Here is an 18,754-nt window from a genome sequence, read left to right as displayed (position 1 = left end):
GCCCGGCGCGAGCAGTGCGCCGGGCCCGCCGTCGGTTCGGTGGGTCAGTCCTCGGCCGGGGAGGGGTCGACCGCGATGTCGAGCAGGCCCTCGGCGTGGGCGAGGTGCTCGTGGACCTGGGCGGCGTCGGCGCCGGTGACCACCATGTGCCCCAGGCGCGCGGTGCCGAGGTCGCCGGCCGGAGGCAGGAGGACCTGCTCGCCCGGGTGACGCTCCCACACGAGGCGCTCCAGCCAGGCGGGGCTGCCCAGTTCGGGTCGGGGCCGGGCGGTGCGGACGGTTCCGGAGGCGGCCGGGTAGAGGAAGCGGACGCCGGCGGCACCGGAGCGGGTGGGGGTGAGGTCGGGTTCGCGTCCGAGGGCGATGTCGGCCGCCGCGGCGGCGAGGTCGATGCCGGTGGCGAGACGGACCAGGTGTCCGATCAAGTCACCGCCGATGCGCCCGTTGACCTCGATCAGCCGCGGGCCGTCGGCGGTCAGGCGCATCTCGACGTGGGAGATGCCGCTGTTCATGCCGAGGGCGTCCAGGGCGGCCTCGGCGACCGGGCCGACCTGGGCGAGCAGCGGGTCGCCGGCGGCCACGACGTGGCCGACCTCCTCGAAGTGGGGTTCCGGTCCGAGTTCCTTGCGGGTGACGGCGACGGCGGTGGTGATGCCGCGGCGGGTGACGCACTCGACCGAGATCTCGGGGCCGTCCAGGTACTCCTCGACCAGGACGCCGCTGCCCTCCTCGCCCTGGTCCTCGGCCCGGCCGCCGGCGTAGGCGAACGCGCCCGACAGGTCGTCGGGCTTCTCCACCTTGATCACGCCGATGCTGCCCGCGTGGGCGGCGGGCTTGAGGACCACGGGGTAGCCGATGCGGCGGGCCGCGCGGGCGGCGGTCACCAGGGAGGTGACCCGGATCGACTGGGCGGACGGCACGCCTTCCGAGGCCCACACCGCCCGCGAGGCGGCCTTGTTTCGGCAGGCCGCGGCGGTGGCCGAGGACTGCCCGGGTACGCCGAGGTCGGCGGCGACGTGCGCGGCCGGCACCAGCGCGTACTCGTCCCACGTCACCACGCCCTTGATGTCGTGACGCTCGGCGAGGCGGGCGACCGCCCACCGCAGCTGCTCCAGATCGTTGAGGTGGGCCACCTCGTGGTCACGGACGTGATCCAGCTGCCAGGTCGGCTCGGTGGCGTTAACCAGGACCAGCGGGCTGCGCCCGGCGGCGGAGGCGAGACAGTAGGAGCGATAGTCCCGGTCTCCCGAGCTCAGGACCAGGAGCACCCCCTCGTCACGAGTGTCGTTCGTCGGGGCGTTGACGGTGGTCATGCTGGTCCTTCCGGTACGGGGCGGTGCGGCGGGCACGGTGGGGTTCACCAGCGGGCCCCCGCCGACAGGTGCGGGGCGGCCTGGTCACCGAGGAGTTTCGACAGCCGTCGCAGCGCGTGCTCGGTGGCGGGCTGGTGGCCGGTCAGGTGGACGACGGTGCGCAGGATGCGCGGCCGGTAACCCAGGCGCGCCTTCGCCAGGTGGTTGGCGCGGCCGGCGTCGATGAGGGTCGCGCCCTGGTCGAGTGCCCAGCGGGCGGACTCACACATCAGCCAGGTGTAGACGAGCGGCGCTTGGGGGTGCTCGTAGTCGAGGCCGGAGGCCCAGAGATAGAGGCAGCCGTCGTACAGCCAGCCGTAGATCCCGCCGACGAGGTGGCCGTCGTGGCGGGCGGTGAGCAGGACGGTGCCGGGGACGGTGACCAGCTGCACGAACATGTCGATTCCGTACAGCCGGGTTCCGTGGCGGTCGGCGGTGCCGGCGGCCAGCGGTGCGAAGGCGGGCGCGGCGTCGAGGATGTCGCGGGCGTGGGTGAGCGGCTCGAGGACGAGGCCGGCCTCGGTGCCGCGGCGCCAGCGGCGGCGGATGTCCCGGCGTTGGCGCGAGGGCATGCCCTGCCACCACTGGTCGAGGGTCGGTCCGAGCGTGCGGGTCCAGGCGACGTCGGTGGCCAGGTTCAGGACCCTTCCCGCGTCTGCGGCGCAGGCGGCGGTGGTCAGTCGGTCGGCCTGGGCCTGGTCGAGTCCGGGGTGGACAAGGGCGTCGGCGCCGAGCCGGGTGGCGAGGTCGAGGCCGGCCCGGGTGGTGGCGGAGGCCAGCGTGGGGGTCGCGGTGCCGGCGCCGCCGTACTCGGCGTGCGGGCTCCCGGCGTACAGAACTCGGCCGGGCCACACCGGCGGGACGCCGGCGTCGGTCTCCTGGCTCGTCCAGTACGGGGAGCCGTCGGCGTCGGTGAGGAAGAAGGAGATGGTCTCGGCGGCCCCGGTGGCGGGGTCGGTGAGGTGGAGGTGGTGGTGGTCCAGGATCCGTTCGGTGGTCAGCGTCGACCAGGCGCTCGCCCAGGCCCGGGTGCGGGAGGGGTGCGGTGCCCGCCGGGTGTCGGCCGGGGCGTCGTCGGGTTTGTCGTACCAGCGGGCGTTGGCCTGGGGTACGGCGAAGTGGGGCAGGGTCATGCGGTGGCGGTCTCCAAGGGGTTGGGGGAGGCTCAGGCGGCCTCGGCCTGGATGGCGGGCTGGTCCTGGTCGGCGGGCTCGGCGGCCGGCTGCTCGTAGGTGTGCCGGTGCCGGTGGAGGCCGGTCAGGCAGAAGGCGGTGGCGCCCGTGACGGCGACAGCTCCGGCGAACAGCAGGGCCCGGACGCCGTCGGCGGGGACGACGGCGACCAGCAGGCCGGCCAGCGGCAGGGGGGCCAGGACGAGCAGGACGCAGACCGACAGCGTCGCGCCGAAGCGCCGGGCGGGTATCAGGCGGGCACGGGCGGTGCGCAGGGCGACCGTCGCGGCGCCCTCGGCGGCCATCAGGGTGGCGACCGCGGCGGTGTAGGTGACCAGGTTGGGGGACAGGGCGGCTCCGGCGGCGGCTGCGCAGGTGACGACGGAGGAGGTGAGGATCACGGGGAACAGGCCGTGGCGATCGATGGCCGGCTTGGCGGCGAGGACGGCCAGCAGGGAGGCCACGGCCGCGACGCTCCACACCAGGCCGGTGGCGGCGGTGCTGTGGTGGAGGTCCCGGGTGACGGTGATCGGAGTGGAGACCTGGAGGAGGCCGGACAGCAGGTTCGCGGCGGCGAGCGTGGCCACCAGCCAGGCGAGGGCGGGGGTGCCAAGCACTCCATGCAGGCCGCCGGCCAGGGCCTCGCGGGCGCGCTCGCGGGGGTGCTCGGCGACCAGACGCAGGCGCACGCGCGGAGTGTGCATGACCAGCGCCATGGTGATGGTGACCGCGGACAGGATCGCCACGGTGGCCAGCAGGAGGGCCGGACCGGCGAGCAGCAGGGCGCCGCCGATCAGCGGGCCCAGCAGCGCGGCACTCTGGTCGATCGCGGTGAACCGCGACTGCACCCGGTGCGCCTGGGCGCCCGCTCGTCGGCTCGCCTCCGACCCGAGCGACTCGACGGCCAGGAAGCTGCCTTCGGCGAGCATCCCGGCGACGACGCCGAAGCAGAGCACGATCGGCACGCCGAGCCCCAGGCTCATCCCCGCCAGGGTCAGCAGGGCGGCCCCGCCGCGCGCCAGGCTGGTCGCCAGGACTGCGGTCTGCGGGCTGTGCCGGTCCACCAGCGGGCCGCCGAGCACGATCGCGGCGAGCCGGGGCAGCCACTCCAGCAGGAACGCGGCCCCGGTCCACATCACCGAGTGGGTGAGGGTCAGGACCAGCAGCGGCACGGCGTAGGTGATCACCGAACCCGCAAGGGCGTCGGTGCCGCGCAGCACGTAGCAGCGCAGCAGCCAGTCCCGGTCGTTCTGCGGTGCCCGCCGCAGGGCGCGCTCGGCGCGGTCGCCGGGCTCCGTGAACGGGAAGACGGACATGCGCTGCTCCTGCTGGCGTCGGTGGCTCGGTGGTGCGCCCGCCGACGAAGCGTCGGTCGCGTTCGTCGGCGGGCGGACCCCAAGACTCCGTGCCATGCAGCCCGACGCATCGCGCCGATCATGTGGTACAAGCCGCGCTTGGGTGATCCGTGCGGATTGATCAAAGCGCCAGGGGCGCCACGGGCCCTATCCGGTGGGCTCTCGGCCATTGCGCCACCGCGCAGCGCGCGGCCCTGTCACCGGCCGGGCCCGCGCGGTTTGCCTCTTGGTGCGCGCGGTGGCGGCGAGCTGGCGCAGTACGAAGTCCAGCGAGTGACAGCGCTGTCAGGCCAACGGCTCCGACATCACTCAACCCAGTCCAGTAGCAAGGGGATTGGCATCGCCGCCCTGGACCTGTGCTCCTTGGAGTTGCCGCCCCTTCAAAGGCAGATCAGGGCGGCAGAACCTTCGGCTTCGACTCTTGGGAGTGGTAGTTGATACCCCTTTCAGGGGCGATGAGAACAGGCACGGTGGTACTGCTACCGCTGGTCTGCGCTAGTTGCTACTCCGCCGGGCGCGATGAGACCCGCTGAGCCTTCGCCCTGGTGCTCGGCTTCAAGGGGTTGCTACCCCTGAACGGGGCGATGAGCGTACCTACCGTGCGTTGTTGATGCGCCGGCGGCCGTCACACGACCTGGCTGGTCTGGTAGGCGTGTCGGTGGGGGCCGCGGATGGCGAGGAGGCCGAGGTCGGGGTCATAGTCGGCGTCAAGGATGCGGACGTTGAGGGCTTTCTCGTAGCGGCTGAGTGGGGCGGCCCAGGCGGGCATGGGGATGAGGTACTGGTCGGCGACGAGGCGTCCTTCGGCGGCAGTGCCCTGGGTGAGGGCTTGGGTGTAGGCGGCGCGGTGCTGTTCGAGGATGGCTTCGGTGCCGTCGAAGAGTTCGTCGAAGGTCTGGGCGAGGTCGGTGCGGTCGGCGCAGGGACGGCGGAAGGTGAGGAAGGCGCTCTCGAAGGCGTCCCGGTGAGTGGCGACTTCGCCGTGCCAGCGCTTGCCCCAGTCGGTGGCGTAGATGGTGTTGAGCCAGCCGGTCGCGTCGGCCTCGCTGATGATGCGGTGCTGGTGTTCGAGCAGGCGCTGCCAGCCGGTCTCGACCGGTTCGCGAGGATAGATGCCGTCGGCGAACTCACCTGGCTGGTTGCGTCGGCGGGTCCAGGCCGGTGCGTGGACGATGACGTCGGCCGGTTCGCGGGCGCCGAGGCGGTTGACGCGGCCGAAGCGCTGGAGAAGGGCTTCCAGGGGTGCGGCGGCGGTGAAGAGGACATCGAGGTCGAGGTCGAGGCTGACCTCGACGACCTGGGTGGCGACCAGCAGCCCGGGGAGGCGGTCGGCTGCTGCGCTGGCGAACCGGGCGCGGATGTTCTGTTCGATGCGGTTGCGGTCCTGGCGGGTGAAGCGGGAGTGCAGGAGGAAGGCACTGTCGTCGCCGTGGAGGGCCCGGCAGTGTGGGGCGAGTTCGGCGAAGAGGGCCAGGGCGTGGGCGACGTTGTTGGCGACGACCAGCACGCTCTGGCCCTCTTCGAGCCGGGCGCGGATCTCGTTGGTGGTGGCCGGGTCGGTGAGGTGGTGTTGGCGGACCTGCAGGCGGTGGCGGGCCGGCAGGCCGAGATCGGGGGTGTCCACGAGGGTTGGCGTCTGGGCCAGCGTGTCCTTGAAGAGGTCAGCGAGGACGTCGGACAGGGTGGCGGAGACGACGGCGATCCGTCCGCCCAGGCGCTCCCACAGCCGGGCCGTGGCGAGGATGTAGCCGAGGCGGCGGGAGTCGTAGGCGTGCAGCTCGTCCAGGATGAACACCGAGTTCGCGGCATCCACGAGCAGGCCGGCGTGGGCCGGGCCTGCCAAGGCCGCGCGGAACAGCTGGTACGGGGTGCCCACCCGGACGCTCTCGCGGAACAGGCGGGTGAACGCTGCCCGTGACAGGGCCTTCGATACCTCGCTCTGCTGGCAGGGCCCGGCCTGTTCGTCCTCGTCGGGGTTGTCGGTGGAGCGGATGGCGGCGGCCAGGTGGTAGGAGGCGGCGCGGGAGTGGGCGACGCCGACGAGCTCCGGGTCGCCGATCAGGTCGGCGAAGCGGTCGGCCATCGCGTTGATGGAGGCGAGGTAGGGCAGGGTGAAGAAGACCCTGGGCACCCCGCCCGTGTGCTGGGCGAGCTCGGTGACCTGGCGGGCCGCCCACAGCAGCACGGCCTCGGTCTTGCCGCTCCCGGTGGGCGCGCGCAGGAGCAGGTGACCGCTGGTCTCGGCCGCGCGGAGCTGGTGCTCGCGCAGCACCCGGCCCTTGGTGGACATCTGCTCTTCGAGGGCGGGCCGGAAGCGGTGGTCGAAGGGCTGGGAGGTGTGGAGACAGCCGTGGGCGGAGGAGAGGTGGTCGGCGACCGTCACCGCTCCTTGGAGCAGGACGGCGGCCAGGCCGACATCGGCGGCCACCCGCCTGTCCCAGCGGTTCAGCAACTCGGTGAGGATGCCGTGCGCCATGTCGGTGAGGCCGGTGCTGCTCAGCGTGCCGGTCTTGTCGGTGGTGGGGAGCAGGGCGGTGGCCGCGGTGGTGTGCAGCCAGCCGAGCAGCGCCGTCACCGCGTTCTCGTCGATCGGGCCGATCCGCTTCGCGAGTTCGTCCGCTGTCAGGCCGTCGTAGAGGAAGCGCAGATCGCGGCCGTTGCTGCCGGTCAGGGCGCGGTGGTGGGTGGCGACACCTGCCGCCACCCACCCGAGCAGCTGCTCGTCCGGGACCAGGGCCGGCAGGAAGCCCAGGGAGACAATCTCGTGGCGTTCGCCCCAGGAGCGCACCCGGCCGAGGAGCATCTGCTGGCAGCCGTCGGGGAGTTTGCCTCCGTCGTGGTAGAGCCCGCTCAGCTGGGCGGCCGGCCAGAACCGGCCGTCCAGCACCCGCTCGGCGGCCTCGATCCGGCCGATCCGCCGGGCGAGCTCGATCCCGGCCGCCAAGGTGGCCGCCAAGTGCACCGTCAGCTCTTCGGGTGGCACGGCCCCGCGGGCGCTCTTGGCCAGCAGCGTCCGCAGGGGATCGGCGCTCGTGCCCAAGGTTGTCTCCTTTCTGTTGCTGGGTCAGGCCGGGCTGACGATGGTGGTGAAGTGGGCGCCGGGGTGGACCGGCGGCAGCAGCAGGACGGCCTGGCCGTCGGCGTCCGACCAGCTTCCGGGCACCAGGGTGCTGCTGCGGGCGGTGGCGTCGTGCCGGTAGTCGCCCCAGACGGTCCGCTCCCGCCCCGGGGCCACTGACGTCGGCAGCCGCAGCAGCGTGCCCTGGGCCTTCGGGAAGGCTGGGACGACGGCCCCGCGCTGCTCGCCCTCGACCAAGGTGAGGACGGTGTGGTCGAGGCGGATACCGACGAGGTCTTGGCTTCGGCCGAGCCGCAGCGGCCACACGGGTCGCCGGAGCCGGCTGCGCCACGTCTCGGTGTCGTCCAGCAGCCAGACGTGCACGGTGGCGTCGGCGAGGAACTCGCGGGTGCGCGGCACCGGGGTCGTGGCCTTCCCCGTCGCGTCCAGCGGGTGGTAGGTCTCCAGGTCGATGCCGCTGCCGGCGGCGTGGAAGGCCATGGCGAACCGCAGGCCGATGTCGACCGTGTCCCAGCCGCCGGCCGCCGCCGCGAGCATGCCCGCGACGGTGGACGGGGGCGGGCAGGGATGGGTGACCTGCACACCGGCGTACAGGTGGTTGCGGAAGGAGACCACCGGCGCGATCAGCGTCACCCGTAGCGCCGTGACCGAGGCAGCCGTCATGCCGCGGGGTCCTCGAACCAGGCGTCGTGCTCGCCCGCACCAATCCGGTCGGCCAGGCCGTTCAGGATCACCCGGGGGTGCCCGAAGACCACCGCGCCGCTGTCGACGAGATCGGAGAGGTCCTTGACCGCCCGCTCGCGCTGGTCACCGAGGAACCCGGGCGACCAGCCGACCAGCACCGGGCCGTCCAGCTCGTCGCTCCACGCCGCGATCTCCTCGCGCAGCACATCGGCCTGGAAGACAGGCCGGCCGTCGTCGGCGCCGACGATCCGGGTGAACGGGTTCACCCCGCCCTTGACCGAGGCGAGCAGTACCAGCGCCGGGGCGCGGTCACCGTAGTGGAGGGCCTGCTTCGCGCCGCCGCGCACCGCGGCGAGCGTGCGCAGCACGGTGTCCACCCGCCGCCGGCGCTCCGCCAGCGGCAGCTTGACCGCGCCGGTGCCGCGCAGCGTCGTCTTCTCGGCACCCGCCTTGACGGCCTCATCGGCGGAGGCCGGGCTCAGCGCGGTGCGCAGGCCGGTGCCGTCCGTCTCGAAGACACCGACACGGGGGAGGTCCAGGAGCACGTCCCCGGCCAGGACGGCGCTGTAGAGCTCGTGGGAGTGGATCACCGGGTGCTCGCCGGCGGGGAAGTCCCGGCTCATGGTGCCGAAGTCGCTGGTCGGGCGCTGGGGGACGACGGAGACGAACGTGCCGGTCGCCAGCACCGTCTCGCGACCGTAGCTCTCCTTCTTCACCGCCACCATGTACCCGAACAGGTCGTCGTCCAGGTGCAGATCGGGGCGGCCCGCGGTGTACGCCTGCTGCTTCGCGCCGGAACCGCTGCGGGTCACCGGCGAACGGGACTCCTGCACGGGCAGGCTGTCGCGCAGCCAGCGGCGGAACGCCTGCGCCGACACGTACGGGTAGGCGTCGCGGCCCACCCGCAACTGCTTGACCTTGCCGTTGTTGTCCTCCGCCAGTCCGTTGTTCGGGGCTCCCGCCACCACATCCAGAACGATCTTGCCAACCAGGTACGTCACTGCTGCTCATCCTCCGTGTCGAACGTCATCGCTTCGAGGTCGCGGGGATCGAGATCCTCCTCGCCCTCCTCCTCCGGCTGCTCGGGCTTCCAGCCGAGCGAGTTCAGTTCCTGCAGCACACCGACCAGGAGCATGTCCCGGTGAAACCAGGCCGGGTTCTGCGAGACCGGGCTGAACAGCAGCTCGAAGCCCCGCTCGGTCACCAACGGCCCCGCTGCTTCCGTGGGCGGCTTGACGGTCCACTGCACGCCTTGGGAGGTCAGCCACGCGCGCAGCTTCGACGGGTCGCGCAGCAGGGTGCGGAAGCTCCGCAGCTGGCCGCCGGTGGTGGCGGTGTTCAGCAGCACGGCCACGTTGCGTGCGGTCCTGGCGATCTCGGCCAGGTCTTTCTCGGTCATCAGCATTACCTCGGTAGCGAAGGAGTTGAGCAGCACAGCCAGAGATTCGGCCCGGGACCGGTCCCGCCCGGTTCGGGTCAGGCCGCCGAGCAGCCGGCCGTGGCCGGCGGACACGATCCGGCTGGGCGCGCGGAAGACGTTGCGGGCCAAGGTCACGAGCCCGGGAGTCGACGAACTGGCGTGGGCGCGCACCAGCTCCGCGAAACCCGCACGCCTGTCAGCCAGCCGCTGGGTGCGGCGCAGCCACTCGGCCAGCGGCTGCTCCAGAGAGTGGATCTCCAGCTCCTGGCCGCGGTTGTTGTTGTTGAATACCAGCAGCTCGACGGCGGCGCCCATCGGCTGGCGGTGGGTGCGCAGCGCGGTCAGCGCGACGACCTCCTGCGCTCCGGTCTGCCGCCTGCTGGCGTCGCCGGTGGCGGCGAGCATTCGGTTGTGGTCGACCTGCTCGGCCACGGCGTGCTGAAGGAAGTTGTCGTCCCAGCTGTGCAGGGCGATGGACGGCCCGCCCGTGAGGCGCACCCCGTAGGGCAGCGCGTAGAAGCTGTTCAGGCACGGCCAGCACAAGGCCATCCCGTCGTGGCCTCGCGGGGTGGTGTTGCGGTACGAGGGGCTCTCGGCGAGCGGCACGTCGCTCTTCCCGTAGTACCCGACGGCCTGCCGTGAGCACAGTGCGCAGACCGTGGGCGGCCAGCCGGACGGCGGGGGCAGAGTCCGCCACTGCTCCACCCGCTGCGCGATCTCGGCATCGGTGCGCTTGCTGTTGCTGGGGTGGTTCATCGCGGTGTTGGGGAAGAAGGAGTAGCTGACCTTCAACCAGAAACCATCCAGAGCTTTACTGTCGCGTCCGAGCGCTGCACGCAGCGCGTCCCGAGCCATCTGCGACAGCGCCACCTCGAAATCGGCCTCGGTGGTCTCCTCCGGAGAGCCGTCGCCAGCCAGGGCCGCGAGCGCGAACGCCCCCACCCGCTGCAAGGGATGTGCGGTCAGCACCAGTCGGCCCTGGCCGAGGTCACCGCAAGCGGGCGCGGTCATGCCGTCACCCAGCCGAACCCGGCCGAGTTTGCCTGCCCCAGGCCCCAGCTCCACAGAGCCCGTAGCGTCTCCGGCGCTCCCGACAGCTCCACCTCGACGGCGGCCCCCGGCTTGGCGCCCTGCCCCACCGCGAACGACCTCTTCGGCCCCACCCAGGACACCGACTCCAGGCTGACCTTGGCGTCCAGACCCAGGGTCTCGGCCTTGCGCCGCAGGTTGCCCTGGAAGTAGCCCGCCCACTCCAGCTCCGCCGGCAGCACCCATGCCTGGCGAGGCCCACGCACCCCTTCCGGACTGCATCCGGAGCCCTTCATCACCACCGGAGTGGCGGTCCGCAGCACCGCCCGACCGTCCGCGAACTCCGGCGGCTCCACTACATCAACGCCCGTCAGGCGCAGGGCGACTCCGCCCCAGTCCAACAGCTCGCGCTCCGCGAACCCGGCCGCTAGCGCCTCCACGATGGCCGGCACCGGGCTGCCGAACTCGACCTCCCCCCGACCGCCCGCCGCGTACCGCCCCGGCCGCCGACGAGCGGACGAGAACACCGGCGCTCCATGCCCGAACGGCGCCATCCCGTGGGGCCCCTCACCGTTCTCGTGCAACCGGCGCCCAAGCTCGGGAGCCACCCGCCCCAGTACGTCGTAGACCAACCCGCGACCAGGGGCAAGCACGCTGCCCCACGGCACCTCCGCCGCCGCCGTCACCACGGCAAGCCGCACCCTCATCCCGCATCCCAACGCTCAAATGGCATGACAACCCAGTGGGCTGACGAAGCACCAGCCGCACATTCCAGGACCCTAAACGGCGCCACTGACAGCCGTCACAAGATTGCGCACAGTCACCCCGGGGCCCCGGCGGCACTCGCCGCCGTACCCTTGGCCGCGACCACCCAGGTCGAAGCCGAACTGCGCACCGCAGCCCCCAACTCCGTGATCGACAACATCACCAGGCCCCTACTGCAGAACCTGGCGCAACCACCAGCCCAACACGGATACCGACCTGCGGCGTTACCATCGGGTCTCATCACCCCTGGGAGGGGTAGCAAGTTCATGAACGCCTCCCACGAGAATGGGAAGCGCGCGGTCTCATCACCCTGGGAGGGGTAACAACCGGTGGGTGTAGACCTCCAGCAGCAGGTAGATCCACATTCCATCGCCCCTCGGAGGGGTAGCAACGGGAATCCGGTCATGGTGAGCACCGAGAGCCAGGCCGTCTCATCGCCCCTCGGAGGGATAGCAACCAGATGAGGGCGACGATCGGGTTGACGTAGATCTTCGTCTCATCGCACCTGGGAGGGGTAGCAACGTCGCGTAGTCCACCGGCGACCAGTGGGCCGGATTCGCCTCATCGCCCCTCGGAGGGGTAGCAACAGGCTCAGACCGCCAACTACGTATCCGCTTGTTGAAGGCTCATCACCCGTCGGAGGAGTAGCAACGTGATCAGCCATCTCATGCCGGGCGTTGGCACACCCTGTGGCTTATCACCCCTCGAGGGGTAGCAACTACCATGGCGCCTCGTCCGCCTCCGGGTCCACGTAGTCTCATCGCCCCTCGGAGGGGAAACAAGATCTTCGCGATCAGCCAGGCGTTGATCCTGCGGCAGGTCTCATTGCCCCTCAGAGGGGTAGCAACGCGAGGTCCCAGCAGGCGGTGCCGATCACGGAGACCTTCTCATCGCCCCTGGGAGGGGTGGCAACCGGGCCTCGGAGTCGTGGGAGCCGATCCGGACCGTGCTCTCATCGCCCCTCGGAGGGATGGCAACCTCGGGCTGCGGATCAGCATGTCCGACTGCGCGCTGGTCTCATCGCCCCTGGGAGGGGTATCAACTACTGAACGGGCGTTCCGGGCGTCATCGGGTCCTCCAGCTCATCGTCCCTGGGAGGCGTAGCAACAACGTGGCGTTGTGCGCGAGCTTTGCGCGGTCGCTGGTCTCACCGCCCCGCGGAGGGGTAGCAACTTCGTGATGACGGTCAGGGTGCCGGCAGCGGCGAACGTCTGATCGCCCCTCGGAGGAGTAGCAACCCGGTCAGCGCCGTGAAGATCGGGCCGACGTCCGCGAATTCATCGCCCCTTGGAGGGGTAGCAACGTGGTGACGCGCCCCTCGATGTGCCTGCCCGCCTCGGGGATCATCGCCCTCGGAGGGGTAACAACGCGAACCCCTCCTTCGTGTTGCGGTCGATCGGCCGGTCTCATTGCCCCTCGGAGGGGTAACAACATGTCCCAGTACAGGCTCTGGATGCAGCCCTCGCTCATCTCATCACCCCTCGGAGGGGTAGCAACCCGTGGTGGCCGGCCATCCCGTACGCGGTCCACTCGTCTCATCGACCCTCGGAGGGGTAGCAACCCAAACCAGGTTTCCCGAAGGACACCGAACACTGCCGGGTCTCATCGCCTACGAAGGGGTAACAACTCGTTGGTGCACATCTCACGTTTCGCCACGGCCAAGGCTCATTGCCCCTTCGAAGGGGTAGCAACTAGAAACGGTCCGCGCTCTCCTGAAACTCCGGGACGGGCTCATCCCCCTGGGAGGCGTAGCAACATCATGTCGGCCTGCAACCACGTCGCCAGCCCCGAGGGGCTCGTCGTGTCCCTGGGAGGGGTAGCAATCGGTAGGCAGCGACCGTACCGGCTCGCTCACTCCACGTCTCATCGCCCCTCTGGAGGGGTAACAACGGGCTGGCGATGTAGACCGGGCTGATGACGTAGGCGCCTAATCGCCCCTCGGAGGGGTAGCAACTACCAACTGTGCGCCTCCCAGAACGCCTTCGCCTTGGTCTCATCGCCCCTCGGAGGGGTAGGAACTAGTCAGTGCCGGTCCGGGTGCGACCGTCGGAGCCGGGCCCATCGCCCCTGGGAGGGGTAGCAACGCGATGTCTTTGGTCTGGACCGGTCTGATGGTCGGGTGGGCCCGGACGGATGCGGTCGACGTCAGCCGCGTCCAGCGCCGGGCCTGTCCAGGCGGGCGACTAGGTTCTCCGGGCCGACCAGGTAGACACCTTCGTATCCGAGGCCGGCCGTCCACTCGCCGTACGCGGTCCGGAAGGCGTCCGTGACCGGCGGCAGGGCAGAGCTGATGCTATCGGTGGCGTCGAGCGCGAGGTGGATGCCCTTCTTTGGGTGGTACCGCTTGTCCTCGATCGCTGTCCTCACCGACTCGACGATCTCATCGACTGTTGTCTCCGGGTGGGCGGCGGCCTTGGTCTGACTGAGCTGCTTCCAAGTGTCGGTGCGGTCGACCATCGTGACCTGGATCAGCAGCTTGATCGTGTCGTCCTCAGTGTCGACGGCGATGCAGTCCACGCCCTGCTCGTGCCTTCCGCCGGGGGCCAACTGGGGCACGCCCCACCGGGAGCCCTGAGCGTTCAGGTGGTTCACCAGAATCTGCCCGCATCTCCGCTCCCGGTCATCCTTCTGGGGTGTCGGGCCGGCGGTGTGGGCGACGACCCGACCGTCATCGGTCACGTCGGCTCCGGCCTCCCGACCGTCGACGCTCCGACCCGTCCGCAGGCCCGTGACATCCCCCGCGGCGGTCTTCTTGATGGCGAGCATCGAGGTGTTGACCGTCATCTCGTCCTCGGCAGAGATGATGAGCGGCTCCTGTGACTCGCTCTCCTCTTCGTTGGTCATCGCACGTACCTCCTTCGTTCAGTCTCCCGCTGGCTGCGCAATCGGACGATCCCCGGGATGCGGCGGGTGGCTGGGTGCCGCAGGGTTGGTGCGTGGCGCTGATCGTTCTCTTCGAGCTTGAACCCGACGCGGAGATTGGGCCGGACGGTGTCGAGCCCGTCGTCCTCGCGGTTCACGCCGCAGGATCGGACCCCGATGTTCCGGAGGACCCGCTGCCGCGGACACTGTGCGGCCGGAACGCCGAGGCCATGGAGCACTCTCACTACAGCCCTTCCCGGCCGGGAGAGCCGTGGTACCCGGCGGAGCTGGAGGAGAAGCGCTGCCGCGAGTGTGAGAGGGCGCTGCGGAGTCTGTGATCAGGCGATGCCGGCGGCTTGGGCGAGCACCTTCGCGTGCAACAGGTCTCCCAGGTCGGTCAGCCCACTCGGTGACGACTACGGCGCTCTGGCACATCGGGGAACACCGGAGACGCCACCCGCGAGTGGCGTCCTCGGTGCTGCTTTCTCAGAGCGCGACCACGGGAGCGGGCCGATGCCAGCCGTATCTCCGCTCGGTCAGCGTGATGGCCGGCGGCGTGGTGAAGGCGTCGGGGTGACCGCCCCTTGGTTCCTTGTGCGGTGCCCGAACCTCGAGGGCTCAACTGAGGGCAGGGCCGACAGCTCAGCGATCCGACGCACCCGCCATACCATGACCGCGGCGACAGAGTCGGCGGTGTCGAGTTCGCGACGGTTCCTGGCCTTCCCCAGGAGCGCGGCCGGGTCGTGGCCAGCTGCCTCCGCCTCCGCGAGGGTGGCCGCGAGCGCGTCCCAGTCGCTCCCGCCGTGCTCGCCGGCCACGGCTTCGGGCAACTGCGCCCGGATCACCGCGTACTGGCGCTCGCGGACCGACTGCGGAAGGGAGCGACCTCGCGCGGCCATGGCCGCCATCGGGCGGGCTGCCACCGTGGCGTACGCCGCCCGCAGCTGCTCGGCAGCGGCGCTGGCGGCGGCGGCCTGCTGGGCGTGCGAGCGCGCGGAGTGCCACCGGGCTGAGGCGATGGCCAGCAGGATCAGCGCCGACAGCAGCATCGCGGTCACACCGCCGTCCTCGGACCTGTTCCCGGCGTAGCCGCTGCTGAGCATCTCGCGGGCAGCTGCTCGCACCGCCCGGTTGTCGGCCCGCTCGGCGCGCACATGGGAGCGTGATGCCCGCTCGAACGCCCGCGCTGCAGATAGAAGTTGGGCCCTGGTGTCGGCCGGAGCGCGGACAGCCAGCACGTCAATGATCTCGATCGCGCCGACCAGCTGCCCTGCTGCGTCCTCTTCGCTCCCTTCCTCTATGGTCCGGGTGGCGTCGTCGACCGCGGCTGCGGCGTCCCGGCGGGCGCGGGCGGCCTTGGAGCCGGGCACACGGGCCGTGCCGGTGGCCGGGTCGCCCGGCTCGGCGGTGCTCGCCCCGGCGGCCCGGACGCCGCCGCTCAGCCGCTTGCGGATGCGCGGGAGGGAGAGGTCGGGGGCCAGCTTCGAGCCGGGGAAGTAGACCGGGTCGCCCTTGCCGTTGCGGTCGTCCGGGTCAGCGACCGAGTACCCAAGGGTGTCTCCGGAGGGTCCGATGCGCCGCTGCACCAGCAGGCCAGCGGCGGCGAGGCGGTCGAAGAACTCGGCTTCGCTCGCGCAGCCCGCGACGGCGCGGCGCACCTGGTCCCGCAGCTGGAGGCGGACGGGTTCCGGTCGTCCGAGCCGCTCGGCTTTGTGGGTTTCCGCGCTGGTCGGGCGCTTGGCGGCGGTCTTGTCACCGGGATTGAGCTGCTTGAGGCCGAGGTCCTTCTCGATCTGCCGGCACTCGTCCTGGGCGCGCTGGGCGTCACCGTTGAGGCGGGCTTGGCGCCCGTCGCCGCGTACGACGGTGGCCATGATGTGGATGTGGCGCGGGTCGTGGCGGACCGCGATCCAGCGGCATCCGTCCGGGTCGCCGGGCTCGGCGATGCCGGCGGCGGCGACGACGCGGCGGGCAACCTCGGCCCACTCCTCGTCGGTGAGCAGCCGGTCGTCGGGGTCGGCGCTGACGGGGCAGTGCCAGACGTGCTTCTTCGGTCGCCTCGGTCCGAGCTGGTTGACCCGCAGGTCCAGGACCTGCTCCAGCTGCTTCAGGTTCGCTGCGGGGTCGCGGCCGGGGTCGGGCGCGAAGCCGTCCCAGCTCGCCACCAGGTGTGGGTCGAAGTGTTCGTCGTGCTTGCCGGGGCCGTAGAGGTAGGCCAACAGGCCGTACGTCTTGCTGCCGCGGCTGATATCAGGGACCAATTGGTCCACCGGCGACCAGCTGGGCGGCGGCGTCGTCTACCGCAGCGACCGCGGCGCGGACGGCTCCGAGGGTCGGGGCCAGCTCTGTCGGCTGGACGTAGCCGGCGGCGTTGAGGCCGAAGACCATCTGGTTGAGGTTGTTGCCGACGCGGGCGAGCTGCGCGCGGGAGGCGGCAAGCTCGTCGACGGCGCGGTCGAGGCGGTCTTGGGGGTCGCGGTCAGCGGGTGTTCCGCGGGCGGCGCTGATGGCGCTGGTCGCGAGGAAGCGACCGACGGTGACGGCGCGGGCAGCGGCGGCGGTGTCGATCTCGGTTTTCTCTTCAATGTTCAGACGCACGGTCAGCTTGCACGTGCGGCTCTGGGGGTCGCGGTGGCGACGGCGCGGGCGGCGCGCGGGCGGCGCGTCGGTGGTCGGCTCAGCGGTCGGCTCGGTGGCATCGTTCAGCAGTTCGATCGTCTCCTCCTCCTTCTCCTTCCCGGCACCCCCTGGTGCCGGGAGACCGAGGACGAGTCGAGCGGGGGCGCTCGACTCGTCCTCGGTCTCCCTCGCCCCTCCTGGGGGCGAGGGCAAGTGCGAAAACCGGGCGTAAGCCCGGCTTTCGCGATAGCTTGCTGCGCCGTAGGGGCCAAGCGGTCAGGCACCGAACTGCGCTACTGGGCAAGCACTTTGGCCAGATCAGGCGGCGATGTCCTCCAGGTCGAGCTTGGCATCGAGAAGCACTCCGAGCCCGTAGTCCATGACCTCGACGGGGCCCTCCAGGACGACCTTGGGCCCGTGGGTGGTCCGGCGGACGAGCCAGCTTCCGTCGCTGGCGGCGGTGGCGGTGCGGACGAGACGCTGCTCCAGGAGGAGGCTCATCAGGGCATCGGGCGTGGTCTTCGGCGTGGTGGTGCGGGTCATGGGCGTTTCCTCGGAAGCGAGTTGGGCGTGGGGTGGGGTCGCTGTGCGACGGAGTGCGATGGGCGTGTGGTGCCGGTTGGGGGAGTCGGCGGAGGCTTGGCGTCGGTGTCCTCGATCATCTGCAGCAACTTGCCCATCCGCTCGTTGCTGATGGAGTAGCCCTGCTCGCGGAGCCCGGCGGCCACGACCTCCCGGTTGGTGCGGCCGGCCCGCGCGGCGGCCTGCCTGGCGACAGGGACCAGCACCTCGAGCTTCACCCGCGCCCGTCCGGTTGCCGGTAGCGGACCGGACGAGCCCGACACGGGCACCGGACCAGACAGCAGCACCGGACCGGACGGACCCGACCCCAGCACCGGACCGGCGACCGGACCGGACGAGCCGGGCACGGGTACCGGACCGGGTGCCGGACCGGGTGCCGGACCGGACGGACCGGACGGACCGGACGGACCGGACGGACCGGACGCGGGTACCGGACCGGACGGACCCGACCCCAGCACCGGACCGGCGACCGGACCGGACGGACCCGACCCCAGCACCGGACCGGCGACCGGACCGGACGAACCCGACCCCAGCACCGGACCGGCGACCGGACCGGACGGACCGGACGCGGGTACCGGACCGGACGGACTGCTGATCAGCCGAAGGTGCGGTTGTTCGGCGATGGCCGGAGCGTGATCGAGTTCCTGAACTTCGGGGCGGGTACGGCGGAAGCGGTTTCGCCACCAGGACCGGACCGTGGTCGGCTCGTCAGGGTCACTCTGGTCGGTTCGAGCTGCCCCGTTCTTCTCGGTCTCCGCGTCAGCCGTCTCGTTGGCCTGCGCGGCGGAGGAGGTATGCCGCGACATGACGATGTACAGGTGGGTGGCGCCGCCGAGGACCAGCGGGGCGATGGTGCTGAGCGCGCCGACCGCGGTGTTGTTCAGGTGGAATCCCTGGCCGGTCGTCGTCTCGTTCAGACGGACGGCGTGGGTCCAGTTGGCCCAGACGCTGGTGGCTGTGGCTCCGCCGAACACCGACCAGGTGTAGGCGCGGGCCCGCAGCGGCGCTTCCTTCAGCACAACCAGCGCCCGCACGCCGTACGCGATGAACCCGTCGATCGCGACCGGGAAGAGGTAGCTCAGTTCGGGTCGGACGTGCATGGCGACGGCCATCTGCTGCAGTGCGTCGTAGCTCAGGGTTCCGCCGACCGCGCCCATCACGCCGATCGCGGCCTTGTCCCATCGGGACATCCGACTCGGCTCGCTGGTCTCACTCACGCCGCCACCGCCGTAGCCTCCGGGCTGAACGCGCCGGCGATGCGCTGCTCGCGCCGGAGCAGGAAAGGCTGTGCGTCGAACTGGGCGCGGGCCTCGCGTACTCGGGTCAAGGCGCGCTTGCGGCCGATGCCGAGCACTGGGGCCCAGATCCGCAGGTCGAGGTCGAGGATGGCGGCGACCACGCAGACGCTGTGCTTCTCCTGCCGGGAGAGGTGGACCGGGCGGCCGTTGAGAGCTGCGACGACGCGGTCCTCCTCCCAGCGGCCGACGGTGCTGAGGCGGTGCAGCACGATCCGCTCGCTCTCGACGAGGCCGCCGCGGATCCCGTAGCGGTCGTTGGTCTCCAGTGCTTCGGTGAGGCACTCGTCGCTGACGGGGCAGTTGCCGCACAGGGCCTTGGCGGCCCGGGTCTCCTCGGCCTGGTCGGGCAGGGGGTAAAAGCGGTCAGGGGTGTTGGTGCCGGCGCAGGCGGCGCGCTGCACCCAGGTGTGGTCGCGGCGGGTGGCGATCGAGGTGATGGTGGACACGGGGTTGGGTCTCCGGGTGGGTCCGCGGGCGGGGCGCGGAGGTTCGGGGGCGGGTCGGCGCGACCGGGGGCGGTCGCGCCGGCCTGTCGGT

Annotated in this window: 15 protein-coding genes; 1 reads left to right on the top strand and 14 read right to left on the bottom strand. The window is 71.2% G+C overall.

Going from position 1 to position 18,754, the window contains the following annotated elements; translation table 11 throughout:
• Positions 1–44: 44 nt before the first annotated feature.
• From AA75_RS42395 to AA75_RS42355, 9 genes are all read right to left on the bottom strand, one after another.
• The gene (locus tag AA75_RS42395) at positions 45–1,313 is read right to left on the bottom strand and encodes an ATP-grasp domain-containing protein (RefSeq protein WP_082527251.1); all 1,269 of its coding nucleotides are present in this window, start codon (positions 1,311–1,313) and stop codon (positions 45–47) included.
• A gap of 44 nt (positions 1,314–1,357) precedes the next feature.
• Positions 1,358–2,485 carry a GNAT family N-acetyltransferase gene (locus tag AA75_RS42390; RefSeq protein WP_033825835.1) on the bottom strand — a complete coding sequence of 376 codons (1,128 nt, stop codon included), beginning with the start codon at positions 2,483–2,485 and terminating at the stop codon, positions 1,358–1,360.
• A gap of 32 nt (positions 2,486–2,517) precedes the next feature.
• Positions 2,518–3,840, bottom strand: a complete 1,323-nt coding sequence (locus AA75_RS42385; protein ID WP_082527250.1) for an MFS transporter — start codon at positions 3,838–3,840, stop codon at positions 2,518–2,520.
• A gap of 664 nt (positions 3,841–4,504) precedes the next feature.
• The gene (gene cas3, locus AA75_RS42380; protein ID WP_199520560.1) at positions 4,505–6,919 is read right to left on the bottom strand and encodes a CRISPR-associated helicase Cas3'; all 2,415 of its coding nucleotides are present in this window, start codon (positions 6,917–6,919) and stop codon (positions 4,505–4,507) included.
• Between the two features lie 24 nt (positions 6,920–6,943).
• Positions 6,944–7,621: a CRISPR-associated protein Cas5 gene (gene cas5, locus AA75_RS42375; RefSeq protein ID WP_033825834.1), complete on the bottom strand. Its 678-nt coding sequence runs from the start codon at positions 7,619–7,621 to the stop codon at positions 6,944–6,946.
• Positions 7,618–8,643, bottom strand: a complete 1,026-nt coding sequence (gene cas7i / locus AA75_RS42370) for a type I-B CRISPR-associated protein Cas7/Cst2/DevR (protein ID WP_033825833.1) — start codon at positions 8,641–8,643, stop codon at positions 7,618–7,620. The genes cas5 and cas7i overlap by 4 nt, the downstream gene beginning before the upstream one ends.
• Complete coding sequence (locus tag AA75_RS42365; RefSeq protein WP_051814361.1) at positions 8,640–10,073, bottom strand: hypothetical protein; 1,434 nt, start codon at positions 10,071–10,073, stop codon at positions 8,640–8,642. The genes cas7i and AA75_RS42365 overlap by 4 nt, the downstream gene beginning before the upstream one ends.
• Complete coding sequence (locus AA75_RS42360; protein ID WP_199520559.1) at positions 10,070–10,618, bottom strand: CRISPR-associated endoribonuclease Cas6; 549 nt, start codon at positions 10,616–10,618, stop codon at positions 10,070–10,072. Before AA75_RS42360 ends, AA75_RS42365 begins: the two co-directional genes overlap by 4 nt.
• Positions 10,619–13,001: 2,383 nt before the next feature.
• Positions 13,002–13,700 carry a hypothetical protein gene (locus AA75_RS42355; RefSeq protein WP_033825831.1) on the bottom strand — a complete coding sequence of 233 codons (699 nt, stop codon included), beginning with the start codon at positions 13,698–13,700 and terminating at the stop codon, positions 13,002–13,004.
• 92 nt (positions 13,701–13,792) lie between these two features.
• Here AA75_RS42355 and AA75_RS42350 point away from each other — a divergent pair, with 92 nt between their 5' ends.
• A complete protein-coding gene (locus AA75_RS42350; RefSeq protein ID WP_033825830.1) occupies positions 13,793–14,056 on the top strand; it encodes a hypothetical protein in 264 nt (87 codons plus the stop codon).
• A gap of 198 nt (positions 14,057–14,254) precedes the next feature.
• Here AA75_RS42350 and AA75_RS42345 read toward each other — a convergent pair whose 3' ends face one another.
• The 5 genes from AA75_RS42345 to AA75_RS42325 all read right to left on the bottom strand — a co-directional run bounded on the left by AA75_RS42345 (position 14,255) and on the right by AA75_RS42325 (position 18,663).
• Complete coding sequence (locus AA75_RS42345) at positions 14,255–15,988, bottom strand: relaxase/mobilization nuclease domain-containing protein (RefSeq protein WP_233289444.1); 1,734 nt, start codon at positions 15,986–15,988, stop codon at positions 14,255–14,257.
• Positions 15,969–16,316: a plasmid mobilization relaxosome protein MobC gene (mobC, locus tag AA75_RS50560; RefSeq protein WP_149030347.1), complete on the bottom strand. Its 348-nt coding sequence runs from the start codon at positions 16,314–16,316 to the stop codon at positions 15,969–15,971. Before mobC ends, AA75_RS42345 begins: the two co-directional genes overlap by 20 nt.
• A gap of 339 nt (positions 16,317–16,655) precedes the next feature.
• On the bottom strand, positions 16,656–16,880 hold the full coding sequence (locus AA75_RS42335; RefSeq protein ID WP_033825829.1) for a hypothetical protein: 225 nt from the start codon (positions 16,878–16,880) through the stop codon (positions 16,656–16,658).
• A complete protein-coding gene (locus AA75_RS53870) occupies positions 16,877–18,136 on the bottom strand; it encodes a DUF2637 domain-containing protein (RefSeq protein WP_233289443.1) in 1,260 nt (419 codons plus the stop codon). The genes AA75_RS42335 and AA75_RS53870 overlap by 4 nt, the downstream gene beginning before the upstream one ends.
• Positions 18,133–18,663: a WhiB family transcriptional regulator gene (locus tag AA75_RS42325; RefSeq protein WP_051740789.1), complete on the bottom strand. Its 531-nt coding sequence runs from the start codon at positions 18,661–18,663 to the stop codon at positions 18,133–18,135. The genes AA75_RS53870 and AA75_RS42325 overlap by 4 nt, the downstream gene beginning before the upstream one ends.
• Positions 18,664–18,754 lie beyond the last annotated feature (91 nt).

The sequence above is a fragment of the Kitasatospora sp. MBT63 genome (assembly GCF_000710465.2).
GTDB lineage: Bacteria > Actinomycetota > Actinomycetes > Streptomycetales > Streptomycetaceae > Kitasatospora.
Note: the sequence above shows the minus strand (reverse complement) of the source record. Positions and strands in the feature narration are given on the sequence as shown.